The 13,377-nt window shown below is 70.4% G+C and carries 11 protein-coding genes; 6 read left to right on the forward strand and 5 right to left on the reverse strand.

Annotation, left to right across the window (positions count from 1 at the left end; all coding sequences use genetic code 11):
* The coding region (locus VIB55_RS05790) for an alpha/beta fold hydrolase (RefSeq protein ID WP_331875718.1) at positions 1–1,768 on the forward strand (1,768 nt) is incomplete at its 5' end.
* A 70-nt stretch (positions 1,769–1,838) separates the two neighbouring features.
* Here the strand turns inward: VIB55_RS05790 and VIB55_RS05795 are convergent.
* From VIB55_RS05795 to VIB55_RS05805, 3 genes are all read right to left on the reverse strand, one after another.
* Positions 1,839–3,233: a hypothetical protein gene (locus VIB55_RS05795; protein WP_331875719.1), complete on the reverse strand. Its 1,395-nt coding sequence runs from the start codon at positions 3,231–3,233 to the stop codon at positions 1,839–1,841.
* Positions 3,234–3,334: 101 nt separating this feature from the next.
* Positions 3,335–4,381 carry a class I SAM-dependent methyltransferase gene (locus VIB55_RS05800; RefSeq protein ID WP_331875720.1) on the reverse strand — a complete coding sequence of 349 codons (1,047 nt, stop codon included), beginning with the start codon at positions 4,379–4,381 and terminating at the stop codon, positions 3,335–3,337.
* A 171-nt stretch (positions 4,382–4,552) separates the two neighbouring features.
* Complete coding sequence (locus VIB55_RS05805) at positions 4,553–5,332, reverse strand: hypothetical protein (RefSeq protein ID WP_331875721.1); 780 nt, start codon at positions 5,330–5,332, stop codon at positions 4,553–4,555.
* Between the two features lie 562 nt (positions 5,333–5,894).
* Between VIB55_RS05805 and VIB55_RS05810 the strand changes: the two genes are divergently transcribed.
* From VIB55_RS05810 to VIB55_RS05825, 4 genes are all read left to right on the forward strand, one after another.
* A complete protein-coding gene (locus VIB55_RS05810) occupies positions 5,895–8,165 on the forward strand; it encodes a glycoside hydrolase family 3 N-terminal domain-containing protein (RefSeq protein WP_331875722.1) in 2,271 nt (756 codons plus the stop codon).
* Positions 8,165–9,154: an aldo/keto reductase gene (locus tag VIB55_RS05815; protein ID WP_331875723.1), complete on the forward strand. Its 990-nt coding sequence runs from the start codon at positions 8,165–8,167 to the stop codon at positions 9,152–9,154. The genes VIB55_RS05810 and VIB55_RS05815 overlap by 1 nt, the downstream gene beginning before the upstream one ends.
* A gap of 230 nt (positions 9,155–9,384) precedes the next feature.
* Positions 9,385–10,779, forward strand: a complete 1,395-nt coding sequence (locus VIB55_RS05820) for a S8 family peptidase (RefSeq protein ID WP_331875724.1) — start codon at positions 9,385–9,387, stop codon at positions 10,777–10,779.
* A 336-nt stretch (positions 10,780–11,115) separates the two neighbouring features.
* A complete protein-coding gene (locus tag VIB55_RS05825) occupies positions 11,116–11,247 on the forward strand; it encodes a hypothetical protein (protein WP_331875725.1) in 132 nt (43 codons plus the stop codon).
* A gap of 134 nt (positions 11,248–11,381) precedes the next feature.
* On the opposite strand, the gene VIB55_RS05830 is transcribed toward VIB55_RS05825, so the two are convergent.
* Positions 11,382–11,624, reverse strand: coding sequence for a hypothetical protein (locus VIB55_RS05830; protein ID WP_331875726.1), 243 nt, complete (start codon positions 11,622–11,624; stop codon positions 11,382–11,384).
* A 379-nt stretch (positions 11,625–12,003) separates the two neighbouring features.
* Here VIB55_RS05830 and VIB55_RS05835 point away from each other — a divergent pair, with 379 nt between their 5' ends.
* Positions 12,004–12,210 (forward strand): hypothetical protein, encoded by a 207-nt coding sequence (locus VIB55_RS05835; RefSeq protein WP_331073639.1) that lies wholly within the window; start codon positions 12,004–12,006, stop codon positions 12,208–12,210.
* A gap of 422 nt (positions 12,211–12,632) precedes the next feature.
* On the opposite strand, the gene VIB55_RS05840 is transcribed toward VIB55_RS05835, so the two are convergent.
* Positions 12,633–13,377 (reverse strand): helicase-related protein (locus tag VIB55_RS05840; RefSeq protein ID WP_331875727.1); only part of this gene is annotated, 745 nt, incomplete at its 5' end.

The following is a 13,377-nucleotide window of genomic DNA, read 5'->3' on the forward strand; positions in this document are numbered from 1 at the left end:
GGTGCTGGGCGCCGAGGTGGCGCTGGCGCACCTCTTTTCGCACCCCACGGTGGAATCGCTGGCCGCGCGTGTTTCCGGTTCGGAGCTCCAGGGCGAGAGGGACCGGGCGATCCCCATCCGCCCGTCCGGTTCGCGGCCCCCGCTCTTCCTGGTGCACGAGGGAGCGGGGTCCACCGCCTACGCACAGGTGCTCCATCCTCACCTGGACGTCGACATCCCGGTGTACGCCCTGCCCCCGGCGCCCGCGGAGGCACCCCTGCGGACGGTGGAAGGGATGGCGACACGCCTGGTGCGGATGATCCGCGAGGTGCAGCCCTCGGGGCCGTACCGGGTGGCGGGGTGGTCGTTCGGCGGGGTGCTGGCCTACGAGGTGGCCTCGCAGCTGATCGGCCGGGACGAGGTCGTGGAGTTCGTGGGGATGCTCGACAGCTATCACCCCGCCCGCGCCGGTGCCGTGTCGCACGACGTGGCGCAGGAGCACGCGCTCCTCCTGCACGTGCTGCGGATGGCCGAGCCCGCGGACGCGAACGGGCGCGCGGACCCCGGCGAAGCGGCCGACGCCACCGGCGACGCGGACCTGGAAACCTTCGTCGCCCGCTGCCGCGAGCAGGGGCTGCTCCCGGGCCACGTCACCGTGGAGCAGGCGCGGGGGATGCGCGACCTCCTGCGCACGCACCAGCGCGCCCTGCGCGAATACTCGCCGCAGCCGCTCCCGGTGGCGCTCCACCTCTTTCCCGCGCGGCAGAGCCCCGAGGCGGACCCGACGCGCGGCTGGGGCGCCTTTCACCCCGAGCGGCTGCTCCGGGTGACGCCCGTGCCGGGAACGCACCTGTCGATGATGCGGCCGCCGAACGCCGCCGCGCTCGGCGAGGCGCTGTCGCGCGCGCCCGGCACGCAGAAGAGGGGCGCGCCGCCATCCCCCGCCGGCCGTTCACCCCACGTGACGCTCCAGGGCGGCGTGGCCGGCGCCGCGCCCCTCTTCTGCGTGCCGGGCGCGGGAAGCGGCGTCACCAGCTTCATCGACCTGCTGATGGCGCTGGACCCGTCCGTCCCGGTGCACGGGCTGCAGCCGCGCGGGGTTGATGGCGAAGCGCCGCCCCACACCACCGTGCAGGCAGCCGCGGAGCACTACCTCCGCGCGCTCCCCGAAACCTCGCCCGCGGGGCCCCTCCACCTGCTGGGCCACTCCTTCGGCGGCTGGGTGGCGTTCGAGATGGCGCTTCGGCTCCATGCGGCGGGACGCCCCGTTGCCTCGCTGACCATCCTGGACAGCGAGGCGCCTGACGATTCCGAGACCCTGGTCCGCGAGTACGACGGCGGGGAGGCGTTCCTGAAGCTCGTGGAGATCCTGGAGCTGGCCACGGAGCGGTCCCTTGGGATCGCCCCCGAGGACGTGGCCTCGCGGGACGAGGCCGGGTGGCTGAAGCTGCTTCACGGGAAGATGGTGGGGCTCGGCCTGCTGAGCGCGCGCACGGCACCCGAGGTGATGGCGGGCCCCCTCCGAACGTTCGCGCGGTGCCTGCGTACGGCGTACCGTCCCTCGGGCGTCTACCCCGGCCCGCTGCGCCTGGTGCTCGTGGACGACCCCGCGAAGGACGAGGCCGCCAACCGCGCGGCCTTCGCGGAGATCGAGCTGGGATGGAGGAAGTGGGCGCCCGGGCTGGTGTTCTCCGTCGGCGCGGGGAACCACATTACCGCGCTCAAGGCGCCCCACGTGGCGGTGCTGGCCGGGCTCCTCGCCCGGGACCGCGCCGCGGGCGAAGGGTGACGCACCGGCGGCGGGATCCGCGGACGGGCGGGTGGAGGCGCGGGGGAGGTCGCGGTCCGCGCAGAGGCGATCAGATCTCGAGGATGGCGCCTTCGTAGGCACCGCGCGAGCCGGCGACGATGCCCTCGCCGGCGCCCTGGGGAAGCAGGCGCAGGCCGCCCCCGGCGTACCTCGACCCGGTGCAGAACAGGCCCCAGATGACGGTGTGGGGAACCGGGGCGGCGCCGGGCTCGGGCGGATAGAAGTACGGCCGGGACTCCACCTCCTCCTGCACGATCCATCCTCCCTCCTCCACCGCCTCGCGCACCCGCGCCTCCCACGCCTCGGGCGCCAGGTGCCGCCCCACGTGCACCGCCGCGCCGCCCGCGCCCAGGCCGCGCTTGAGCACCAGGTCGCCGCGCTGGTCCAGCAGAAAGCCGGGGAACTGCACCTCGGCCCCACGCCAGGTGGTGGTGCGGGGCGAGACCAGGCGCGTCCAGGGAATGTGGTCGCGGAGCAGCTGGCGGTCCTCCTCCGTCCACCCCTCCAGCCCCTCGTTCTCCGAAAGCAGGGCGAGGTTGCGCTTGTCGAGCCACAGCCGCGTGAGCCCGCCGTTGTAGACGCGTACCGTCCCCGCCACCTGCGCCCCCAGCATCTGCATGGGGGCGCGGTTCGGGCCGAACGTGAGAAAGACGTGCACCCGCCGCTCGCCCATGTACACGTCGTCCCCCCGGAACGTCAGCTCCTCCGCGGGCGTGGTAGACAGCCACAGCTGCCCGGCCACGCCGCGGCCGGTGCGGCGGAGGAGCTCCGCGTACATCTCGGCGGCCTGGCGCAGCGCACCCTCGGTGAACGGCATGGCCACGTCGATCACCAGGTTCAGTTCGCCGCCTGCTTCGATGACGCCGTTGTCCAGGGCGTCGTCGATCATGTGCTCGCACAGGGTGGCCAGCACGTCACGGCCAGCCGGGGTGATGCCTTCGCGCGCACAGAAGTCCACCAGCACGGGGTGCCGCAGGTAGCGCTCGTACCAGAACCCCTGGTGCCAGCCGCCCAGGTTGGCGGCCAGGTTCACCTCGCAGCACATCAGCCCGCGGGGCGTGTCGATGAAGTCGCAGCGGGCCACCGTGCTGTTCCTGTAATCGGGCACCGACAACATGTCCGCCAGCCGGACGGGATCGTAGCCGTAGAACGCGGCGATGGCCTCCACGTCGCCGCCGAACACCACGGCGGGAATGGCCTTGATGAGGTTGCATACGCCCACCGTCGCCCGCTCCATCTCGGCCACCCGCCGCGCGTCCACCAGCGTGGGCCAGGTGATGCCCAGCGGGGTCATCCAGCGCGGCAGCCCCTTCTCGAACCCCACCAGCTGCGCCGCCTGGTCAGGGTGATCCAGCAGGTGCTCCAGAAAGCGCTCGGCGGCGGGGGAAAGCCGCCGGTGCGCCTCCCGGGAGCCGGGGGGGATCTGCGGGGCAGGTGCGATCACGGGCGATGGTCCGCGAGTGAGGTGATGGAGAAGCGCGCGTGGAGGGGAGGAACGGAAGGAACCGCGCTGGGCGGGGACCGGCGCCGGCCCCCGCTGCGTGGTCACACGCGCGCGGCGGCGATCGACACGCGGGGCGGCGCCGCGAACCCGTCGGACCGGTTCGCGTAGTACCGCCGCTCGGCCTCCTCGCGCGAGAGGAAGCTGATGTCCGAAAAGCCGAGTCGTTGCAGCATCGCGCCCAGCTCATCCGGCGTGAAGTAGCTGACCCACGGCTCGCCGGCCGTCCCGGAATCCGTGGCCATCTGTGACTTCATCGAGTCCGTGTGCGCGTACGTGAGCACGATCCCGCTCCCCTTCGGAAACGACAGCACCGTGCGCAGCGTCGCCTCGATCGCCTCGCGGGTAAGGTACATCGTGACGCCGAGCCAGGAGAAGAACGTGGGCTTCGCCGTGTCCACGCCGCAGCGCGCGAGGCCCTGGGCCAGCGTCTCTCGCTCGAAGTCGATGTCGGCGTAGCGCACGTTGGGCGGGATCTCGATTCCCGTGGCGGCAAGCGCCCGGCGCTTTGCCCCCTGCGTGCCCGGGTGGTCTACCTCGATGACGGTAAGGCCGTGCGCCCATTCCGGCTGGCGGTACGCGAAGGTGTCGAGCCCCGCGCCCAGAAGCACGTACTGCTCGACGCCGTCCGCAACGGCGTCCATGAGCGTATCCTCGGCGAACCGGCTCCGAAGGAGCACGTGCGACCGCAGGCCGAGCGCCGGTGGCGTCTTCAGCTCGTCGACGCGCGCGCGGATCTGCGCCATCATTTCAGGGCCCAGCAGCCGCGCGGCCACCGTGTCGTTCAGCACGGGGGGCTCGCTCTCGATGATGAGGTGCGCCGCCCGCATGACGGCGACGCCGTGCGCGGTGCCGCTCGCCGCGCGCGGCGGGCCCACCAATTCCGTCTTCAGCTTCAGCAGCCGCGACGCACGCTCGCCGGCGAGGCGGGCAACTGCTGCCTTCCACCCGTCGGGCGGAGGGGAGAAGTCGTCCGCCGCGGGCGCCACGCGCGTGCGTCCGACGTCATCCTGCGAGATGCCGAGTGCCCTCGCCAGATCCGCCGTCGTGATCGGCTCCAGCACGCGGTCGGTCGCCTCCTTGTAATCCACAGCGAACTCCTGCCCGTCAGGTGAATGGATGGATCGGCCAACTAGGTGGTGCAGGGGCGAGAACACGGTGGTCCGCTCTCCGCCGCGCCGGGGAGCGCCAGGGTGCCTGACGGTACGTGTGGACCGGCATCGTGGCGGCGGGGCCGCCCGGGGCTCCGGATCAGGAGCGCCTCAATTCGCGGCATATCCGTAGTCCTCGAGGACGTCTCCGAACTCGCGCTCGAACGCCCTCAGGTGGTGCTCCTGGAAGGCGTCGCGCCAGGAGTCCGTTCGCCCCTCGTGAAAGGTCCTCGTGCCTCCGAACAGGCTCGCCGTGAGCTGCTCGGCCGGGACGTCGACCGCCAGGAACCGTGCCCAGCGCTCGACCGCCGCATGCTGCACCGCCCGGCTCCCCCCACCCTCTTCTCCGACCAGGTCTTCGAACCGGAGCTTGAGCACGTCCGGGTGATACAGCAGCCACTTGTTCTGCCGGTAGGCCTCCCGGTACGGAAATTCCCGGTCGGAAATGGCGAACGACAGCATCCGGTCCATGCTCCCGAGGCTGCGGAGGATCGGCCGATAAACCTGCACGGCACCCTGCTCCCCGAAGACGTCGTCACTCTCTACGAGGAACCGGATCATCGAAACGAGCTGCGCCCTGGGATCGCGGTAGTTGTACACCATGCGCGGCGCGCCCGTCCTTCGCCACTCGCTCAGGAACCGCCGGGTGGCCGTCTGCCAGGGGAACACGTGAGCGGAGACCACCAGCCCCGGAAGGAACAGGGACGTGTCGCTCAGCTTCCGCATTTCGCTCCAGACCTCCTGGACCGTGGGGGCCACTGGCAGCCGTTCTCCCATGAGCTCGGCCTTTGTGGCGTGGCCCAGCAGCGAAAGGAGTACGTCGGGTTCCAGCGCCGGAAATTTGTCGGTGATGGCTGCGAGGGACGGATTCCGAAGGAGGTTCCGTTTCATCTCCTCCCTGGGAATCCTGTCATCCGCGGGGTTGATCGCATCGCCGGTCTGCAGATACCCGGCCCGCCCATACAACTTCAGGATCAGGTGGGTGCCGGACTTCGGAACGCTCACGAGCACAGAACCAGAGCAGGCAGCTTGGACGTCGTCGATCCCGGTCGTCATCTGATGTTCAGGGTGAGGTAGGCCTGTCGCGCCGAATGCACAGCCAAACCGGGGGCGGATCCTCCAGGTGCCGTCCGTTCTCGATGGGAAGGCGGCGTCATCCCCACCCGCGCGAAACGTGCGCGCGCCGGCGCGTAACGTTCGCTTGGCCCCGTGATCCGTCGCTGGTTTGTCTGCAGAACCTAATCGTTACTCGCCGGAAAACGCAACCCGCGGCACGCGGGGCCGTTCGGAGCTCTGGCCCCTCTGGCCCGTCTGGCCCTTCGCGTCCATGGCTGCGACCCGCCGACGCCGCCCGCCGCGGTGGCGTGGCGGACGGCATGTGTGCTAACGTCCGCCGTGTGATCGCGCCGGAGACCTGCGCCCCCTGCTCGCCCGAATGCCAGGCCGTACCGAGATGATGCAGCACACCCTGCTCGCCGTGCTCCTGGGCGTCTCCGCCGTGGCGGCCGCCGCCATCGCCTCACCGGCCGCGGCCCAGCGGCGGCACGATCCCGCGACCCTCGCCCGGGTGGATGCGCTGCTGGCGCGGATGACGGTGGAAGAGAAGGCCGGGCAGATGACCCAGCTCACCATCGGCGTGGTGGCGGCGGAGGGAACGCCGCAGCGCGACAGCGTGCGCATCGACCCGGCGAAGCTGCGCGAGGCGATCGTAAACCGGCACGTGGGCTCGCTGCTGAACGTGGTGGGCGGCGCGCTGACGCTGGACGGATGGCACGCGCTGATCGGCCAGGTGCAGGACGTGGCCACGCGCGAGACGCGGCTGGGCATTCCCGTGCTGTACGGCATCGACTTCGTGCACGGCGCCAACTACACTCGCGGCGGCACCATCTTCCCCCACAACCTGGGGCTGGCCGCCACCTTCGACGCAGACCTGGCACGCACCGCGGGCGAGGTCACTGGGGACGAGGCGCTCGCCAGCGGCCTGCCCTGGAACTTCGCGCCGGTGCTGGACGTGGGACGGCAGCCGCTCTTTCCCCGCTTCTACGAGACTTTCGGCGAAGACCCGCTGGTGGCCGCCACGCTCGGCGCCGCAGCCGTGCGGGGGATGCAGCGCTCCGGCCGGGTGGCGGCCACGCTGAAGCACTACCTGGCCTACAGCATCCCACGTTCGGGGCGCGACCGCACGCCGGCGAACGTCACCCCGCGCGAGGTGCGCGAGATCTTTCTCCCGCCCTTCGCGCAGGCGGTGCGCGACGGCGCGCGAACCGTGATGGTGAACTCGGGCGAGATCGACGGCGAGCCGGTGCACGCCAGCCGCTACTGGCTGACGGACGTGCTGCGCGGCGAGCTGGGGTTCGACGGGGTGATCGTCACCGACTGGGAAGACATCTACTTCCTCCACACCCGCCACCGCGTGGCCGCCACCATCAAGGACGCAGTCAGGATGGCGGTGGATGCGGGGATCGACGTGAGCATGAGCCCCAGCGACTACCGCTTCACCGACGCGCTGATCGAGCTGGTGCGCGAGGGGACGATCCCGGAACGCCGCCTGGACGAGTCGGTGCGCCGCATCCTGCTGCTGAAGGCCGAGCTGGGGCTGCTGGACGCGCCCTATCCCGATCCCGCCCACCGCCGCCTGTTCGCGACCGAAGCGTCCACCGGCTCCGCACGTGAGGCGGCGCGGCGCTCCATCACGCTGCTGAAGAACGACGGCGGCATCCTTCCCCTGCGGCGGAACGCGCGCATCCTGGTCACCGGGCCCGCGGCCGCCTCGCTGACGGCGCTGAACGGCGGGTGGACGTACACGTGGCAGGGCACCGACGCATCGCACTTTCCCGAGGAGCCGCGCACACTGCTCGAAGCCATGCTGCGGCGCGGGCAGGACGTGCGATACGTGGCGGGTTCGGGATTCACCCAGGCGGGCGACATGGGCGCGGCGCTGGACGCGGCGAAGAACGCGGACGTCGTCGTCGTGGCCGTGGGCGAGGATGCCTACTCGGAGTGGGTGGGCAACATCGACGACCTCACCCTTCCCGAGCCGCAGCTGCGCCTGATCGAAGCGGTGCAGGCCGCGGGCACGCCGGTGGTGCTGGTGCTGGTGGAGGGACGCCCGCGGGTGATCAGCCGCGTGGCGGACCGCGCGCGGGGGATCGTGATGGCGTACTGGCCGGGGATGTACGGCGGCGACGCCATCGCCGACGTGCTCTTCGGCCAGGTGAACCCGTCGGGAAAGCTGCCCTTCACCTATCCGCGCCATCCCAACGCGCTGGCCACGTACGACCACCGCTACACCGAGACGACGAACAACGACTTCGGCCGCGGCCCCGGCGGCTTCAACCCGCAGTGGGAGTTCGGATACGGGCTCAGCTACACCACGTACGCCTACCGCGACCTGCGGCTCGGCTCCCCCTCCATCGGTCCGGCGGACTCGCTGGCGGTGCGCGTGACCGTGGCGAACACGGGGCAGCGCGCGGGGCGGGAAACGGTGCTCCTCTTCACCCGCCAGCACTTCGCCTCGGTGACGCCGTCCGTGCGCCGCCTGCGCGCGTTCCGCACGGTGGAGCTGCAGCCCGGCGAATCGCGCGAGCTGACGTTCACGATCGCGGCGGACGACCTGCGTTTCGTGGCGCGCGACGGGCGGCGGGTGCTGGAGCCGGGCGCGTTCGACGTGATGGTCGGCGGGCTCACCGGCACCTTTCACGTCACCGCCGGAGGAACGCGCTGATGAATGCGTCGCGCTACGAGAACATGACCTATCGCCGCGCCGGGCGCAGCGGGCTGCGTCTCCCGGCGGTCTCGCTTGGCCTGTGGCACAACTTCGGGAGCGTGGACCCGTTCGAGAGCGCCCGCGACATCGTGCTGCGCGCCTTCGACCTGGGCGTCACCCACTTCGACCTGGCGAACAACTACGGTCCGGTGCCGGGATCGGCGGAGGAGACGTTCGGGCGCATCCTGCGGCGCGACCTGGCCGGCCACCGCGACGAGCTCATCGTCAGCACCAAGGCGGGGTACCGGATGTGGCCCGGCCCGTACGGCGACGAAGGCTCGCGCAAGTACCTGCTCGCCAGCCTGGACCAGAGCCTGGCCCGGCTGGGGATGGACTACGTGGACGTGTTCTACCACCACCGACCAGACCCGCAGACGCCGCTGGAGGAAACGATGGGCGCGCTGGAGCAGGCGGTGCGGTCGGGAAAGGCGCTGTACGCCGGCGTCAGCAACTACCCGCCCGAGCTTACCCGCCAGGCCGCGCGCATCCTCCGCGAGATGCGCGTGCCCTTCGTGCTTCACCAGCCCAAGTACAGCATGCTGGAGCGCACTCCCGAGCAGGGGCTGTTCCGGGTGCTGGAGGAAGAAGGCGTGGGGTGCATCGTCTTTTCGCCGCTCGCGCAGGGGCTGCTGACGGACCGCTACCTCAGGGAGATCCCGGCCGATTCCCGCGCCGCCAAGCCACACGGCTTTCTTCGCGAGGAGCAGGTGACGGAGGCGCGCCGGGCCCAGCTTCGCGCCCTCGACGCCATCGCGCGGGCGCGGGGGCAGAGCCTGGCGCAGCTGGCGATTGCCTGGGTGCTGCGCCACCCCGTGGTCACCTCGGCGCTCATGGGCGCCAGCCGCGTGCAGCAGCTCGAGGACAACGTGGCCGCCCTCGACGGCCTCGCGCTCGGGGATGACGAGCTGCGCGACATCGACCGCCTGCTGGCGCCGGGCCAGCCCTAAACGGTAGATGCGCTCGGTTGCCGCCGAACCGTTTCGATGCGGCGGCGCACCAGCGTGGTGCACCATCCAGGTGCGCGATTTGGTGTCATTCGATGCTAAGTCATTGCGGCGTATCGACGTCGGCGTCGAGAAATTTTCGGTCCATCGCTTGCCTTTGTGGAGGGCGCATCACCATCGCGGCGCCATGCCCCCGTATGGCGCCAAGTCATTCGCTCCCCTGGAGACGCCCCATGAACCGCAAGTTGCTCGTGCTCGCCCCCCTCGCCCTGGCCGCCTGCGTCGACACGCAGGCGCCGATGATGCCCGACGCCGAGTCGGCGGCTCCGTCGCTGTCCGCCGCGGCCGCGCAGGAGTTCGTTCCCGGTGAAGTGATCGTCAAGTTCCGCGCGGGTGCCTCGGCCGCGGCGCGCGGGGCGGCCCTGCAGCGGATGAACGCCACGGTGCGCGAGCGGATCGTCACCAACGCCATGCGCCGCAACGGCGACGCCGAGGGGCTCACGGTGGTGCACTCCGGGCTCGGCACCTCCGCGGCGATCGAGCGCCTGAGCGCCGACCCGAACGTGGAGTACGCGGAACCGAACTGGATCTACCGCCACAACGCCACCTCCAACGACACGTACTTCACCAACGGATCGCTGTGGGGCATGTACGGCGACGCCTCGTCGCCGGCCAACCAGTACGGCAGCCAGGCCGCCGAGGCGTGGGCCGCCAACCACACCGGCTCCAGGACGGTGTACGTGGGCATCATCGACGAGGGCATCCAGTTCGACCACCCGGACCTCGACGCCAACATCTGGCTCAACCCGTTCGACCCGGCTGACGGCGTGGACAACGACGGCAACGGCTACATCGACGACCAGCGCGGCTGGGACTTCGCCAACGGCGACAACAGCATCTACGACGGCGGCACCCGCGGCTCGCTCGACAAGCACGGCACGCACGTGGCCGGCACCATCGGCGGCGAGGGCGGCAACGGCACCGGCGTGGCGGGCGTGAACTGGAGCGTCACCATGATCTCCGGCAAGTTCCTGGGCCGCAACGGCGGCACCACCACCGACGCCATCAAGGCGGTGGACTACTTCACCGACCTCAAGACGCGCCACGGCCTGAACATCGTCGCCACGAACAACTCGTGGGGCGGCGGCGGCTTCAGCCAGGCGCTGCTGGATGCCATCAACCGCGGCGGCAACGCCGGCATCCTCTTCATCGCGGCGGCCGGCAACGGCGGCAGCGACGGCGTGGGCGACAACAACGACGCGGTCGCGAGCTATCCGTCCAACTACGCCTGCACGGCCAACGGCTCGTACGACTGCGTGCTCGCGGTGGCCTCCATCACCAACGCCGGCGCCAGGTCGAACTTCTCCAACTACGGCGCCACCACGGTCGACATCGGCGCGCCGGGCTCGGGCATCTACTCGTCGCTGCCGTACAACACCTACGGCTCGTACAGCGGCACCTCGATGGCCACCCCGCACGTGAGCGGCGCCGCGGCGCTGTACGCGTCGACGCACGCGGGCGCGTCGGCGGCCAGCATCCGCAGCGCCATCCTGAGCAGCGCGGTGCCCACCGCTTCGCTCAGCGGCAAGACGGTCACCGGCGGCCGCCTGAACGTCAGCGGCTTCTGATCCGCCACAACGTGCACGCGGAACGGAGCTGACCCGCGCCGCCGCACCACGCAGAAAGGCCCCGGCTGCCATCGGCAGCCGGGGCCTTTCCGTCGCCCGGCGCCCTGGGCGTCAACACCACCGACGTGATTCGACGTCGTCAGTCGCTCGTACGCGGAACCGCGGTCTCCCCGTAGCGGCGCGCCGATCATTGATGGTCGGTGTCGCGAGCACTATCGTTAGCGCCAGGAGGAAGTCATGGATATCAACAGTTTCGATTTGTCCGCACTGCGTGCGATGTGGGCGTCGCGGAGAGAAGCCGCTTCGACACTTCGCGCACGTACGGATCCCAACGGGATGACGAGGCCTGCGCGCGATCCTGATGAGCGCGAGTTCCTGCGCGAGCAGGGCGCCGAAGGGCCTTTCGTGGAGATGGACGAGCCGGGCTGGCGGGAGTGGCGCGGGCGGAGATCTCGTCCGCGCCCGTAGCGAGATTCGCATCGGCTACGTGCGCCGGCATCGGAACGAAAATGACGATCGCCGCGGGAGAGACTTCTCTTCCGCGGCGATTCGGTTTCGTGCGGGGCGCGCCGTGGCGGCGCGCCCGGTGGGCTGTCAGGACCTCAGGCCACCTCCGCCGGGGCCATCACGCCCAGCACCCGCTCCATGGCCATCGTGTGGCTGCAGGTGGCGTGGTGCCGGAAGTAGTCGCAGTCGCAGCGCCAGTGCCCGTCGTCGAACCCCACCTTGTGATTGCCGTTCTTGCCGTCGAAATCCACCTCCAGGCGCGCGAAGTGGATGCGCTCGGGTTCCGTGGCGTACTCGCGTGCCTTGTGGATCTTGTTGATCATCCCGGAATCGAGCATTTCAGCCTCCCCGTAAACGGGTGAAAACAAAAACGCCCGTGCAGCAGGGCTGCAGGGCGTTCCGATGGGCGGAGCGTCGCGCGACGGTGTGGAAAATGAGCTTGCAAGTCTTCAAGGCCCACCTCCTCTCTTCCGGCTTCCACCAGGGCGGCGCTCCCGTTTCCGGAGGCACCCCGATGAGGGCTCCCAGCCCTCGCTCGCGCCCGGCTCCACTGCGAACCTATACCACCTGTGCGGCCCGCGCAACACCCCTGATCGCCCCGGCGGAGCACGCGATTCCATGGCGGATTCGGGGGATGCCTATGTGGTTGTGAGCACGGGATTTGCCCTGTGTTGTCCCCGAATGGACGACGCACCAACCCAGCAATCGGAGGCAAGGATGTCGAACCTGAAGACGGGGTACCAGGGGCCGGGCAACGTGACCACGGGCAACACGCCCGAAGGGGTGCAGGGCGAGCACAACAAGGGCGACGAGTTCGGCGCGCGGCGCCCGGCGACGTCGGGCACCAACCACGACGCCGACACGAGTGGCGAGTCCATGAACCAGGGCCACGGCCACCCCCGCGACCAGCACTCGCAGGACTGACCGTAGAGGCCCGGAGGCGGGCATTCGTGCCCGCTTCCGCCGGCGGCAGGCTGACGGATCGCGCCCCGGCTGCCAGACGCGCCGGGGCTGCGTGTGCAGTCCGCGCAGGCGGACTTCGTGATGTTCCAGCTGCGGTTTCATTCAACCGCCGGATTGGGAGCCGAGGCCCCTGCATCCGTGACCGCTGCCGCGCCGGGGTTGTTACGTGTCCGAGGTTAGATCCTTCGGCGCGCGAGGGATGGTGGACGGGTCGGTAGGGTGCGCCTGCGCCTCAGGATGACAAGCCATTGCGCGCCGAGGACTTGGATGCGCACCCGGGTCTGAAGTGTACCCCCTCTCCCACGCTGTTTGTGGGAGAGGGTCGCACGCGTGTCAGCGCGGCCGGGTGAGGGCCCCACGGCAGCCGAGGTCCGTGCACCCAGTTAGCCCACCCGGAACAGCCGCGCCCGCTCGTGGTAGCGGGTTTCCAGCGCGTCGCGCAGGTCCGGATGGTTGGCCAACTCGGGGTCGCGGTCCACGATCGCGCGGGCTTCCCCGCGGGCCATCGTCAGCAGCTGGAGGTCTTCTTCCAGGTTCGCGAACCGGAACGCCGGCACCCCCGACTGCCGTGCACCGAACAGGTCGCCCGCGCCGCGCAGGCGCAGGTCGGCCTCGGCGATGGCGAAGCCATCCTCGGTAGACGCGAAGATCCGCAGGCGCTGGGCGGCATCCGCACCCGTGTACAGCAGGATGCAGAAGCTTTCCTCCGATCCCCGCCCCACGCGCCCCCGCAACTGGTGAAGCTGCGACAGGCCGAACCGCTCCGCGTGCTCGATCACCATCACCGTGGCGTTCGGCACGTCGATCCCCACCTCGATCACCGTCGTCGACACCAGCACGTCCACCTCCCCAGCCGCCACGGCGCGCATCGTCCGGTCCTTTTCCTCGCCGGGCATCTGCCCGTGGATCAGCGCCAGACGCAGGTCCGGGAACACCTCCTTCAGCTGCTCGAACTGCACGGTGGCGGCCTTCAGATCCACCTTCTCCGACTCTTCCACCAGCGGATAGACGATGTACGCCTGCCGCCCCTGCTCCACCTGCTCGCGGACGAACTTCAGCACCCGCGGCCGCGCGGACTCGGCGCGCAGCGCGGTCTTGATCGGCTGGCGGCCGGGCGGGCGTTCGTCG

The organism is Longimicrobium sp. (assembly GCF_036554565.1).
Classification (GTDB): Bacteria; Gemmatimonadota; Gemmatimonadetes; order Longimicrobiales; family Longimicrobiaceae; genus Longimicrobium.

Coding starts and splice junctions, on each gene's coding strand:
- VIB55_RS05805 (WP_331875721.1), bottom strand. CDS start 5,332: ATGAAACGGAACCTCCTTCGGAATCCGTCCCTCGCAGCCATCACCGAC.
- VIB55_RS05810 (WP_331875722.1), top strand. CDS start 5,895: ATGATGCAGCACACCCTGCTCGCCGTGCTCCTGGGCGTCTCCGCCGTG.
- VIB55_RS05815 (WP_331875723.1), top strand. CDS start 8,165: ATGAATGCGTCGCGCTACGAGAACATGACCTATCGCCGCGCCGGGCGC.
- VIB55_RS05820 (WP_331875724.1), top strand. CDS start 9,385: ATGAACCGCAAGTTGCTCGTGCTCGCCCCCCTCGCCCTGGCCGCCTGC.
- VIB55_RS05825 (WP_331875725.1), top strand. CDS start 11,116: ATGACGAGGCCTGCGCGCGATCCTGATGAGCGCGAGTTCCTGCGCGAG.
- VIB55_RS05830 (WP_331875726.1), bottom strand. CDS start 11,624: ATGCTCGATTCCGGGATGATCAACAAGATCCACAAGGCACGCGAGTAC.
- VIB55_RS05835 (WP_331073639.1), top strand. CDS start 12,004: ATGTCGAACCTGAAGACGGGGTACCAGGGGCCGGGCAACGTGACCACG.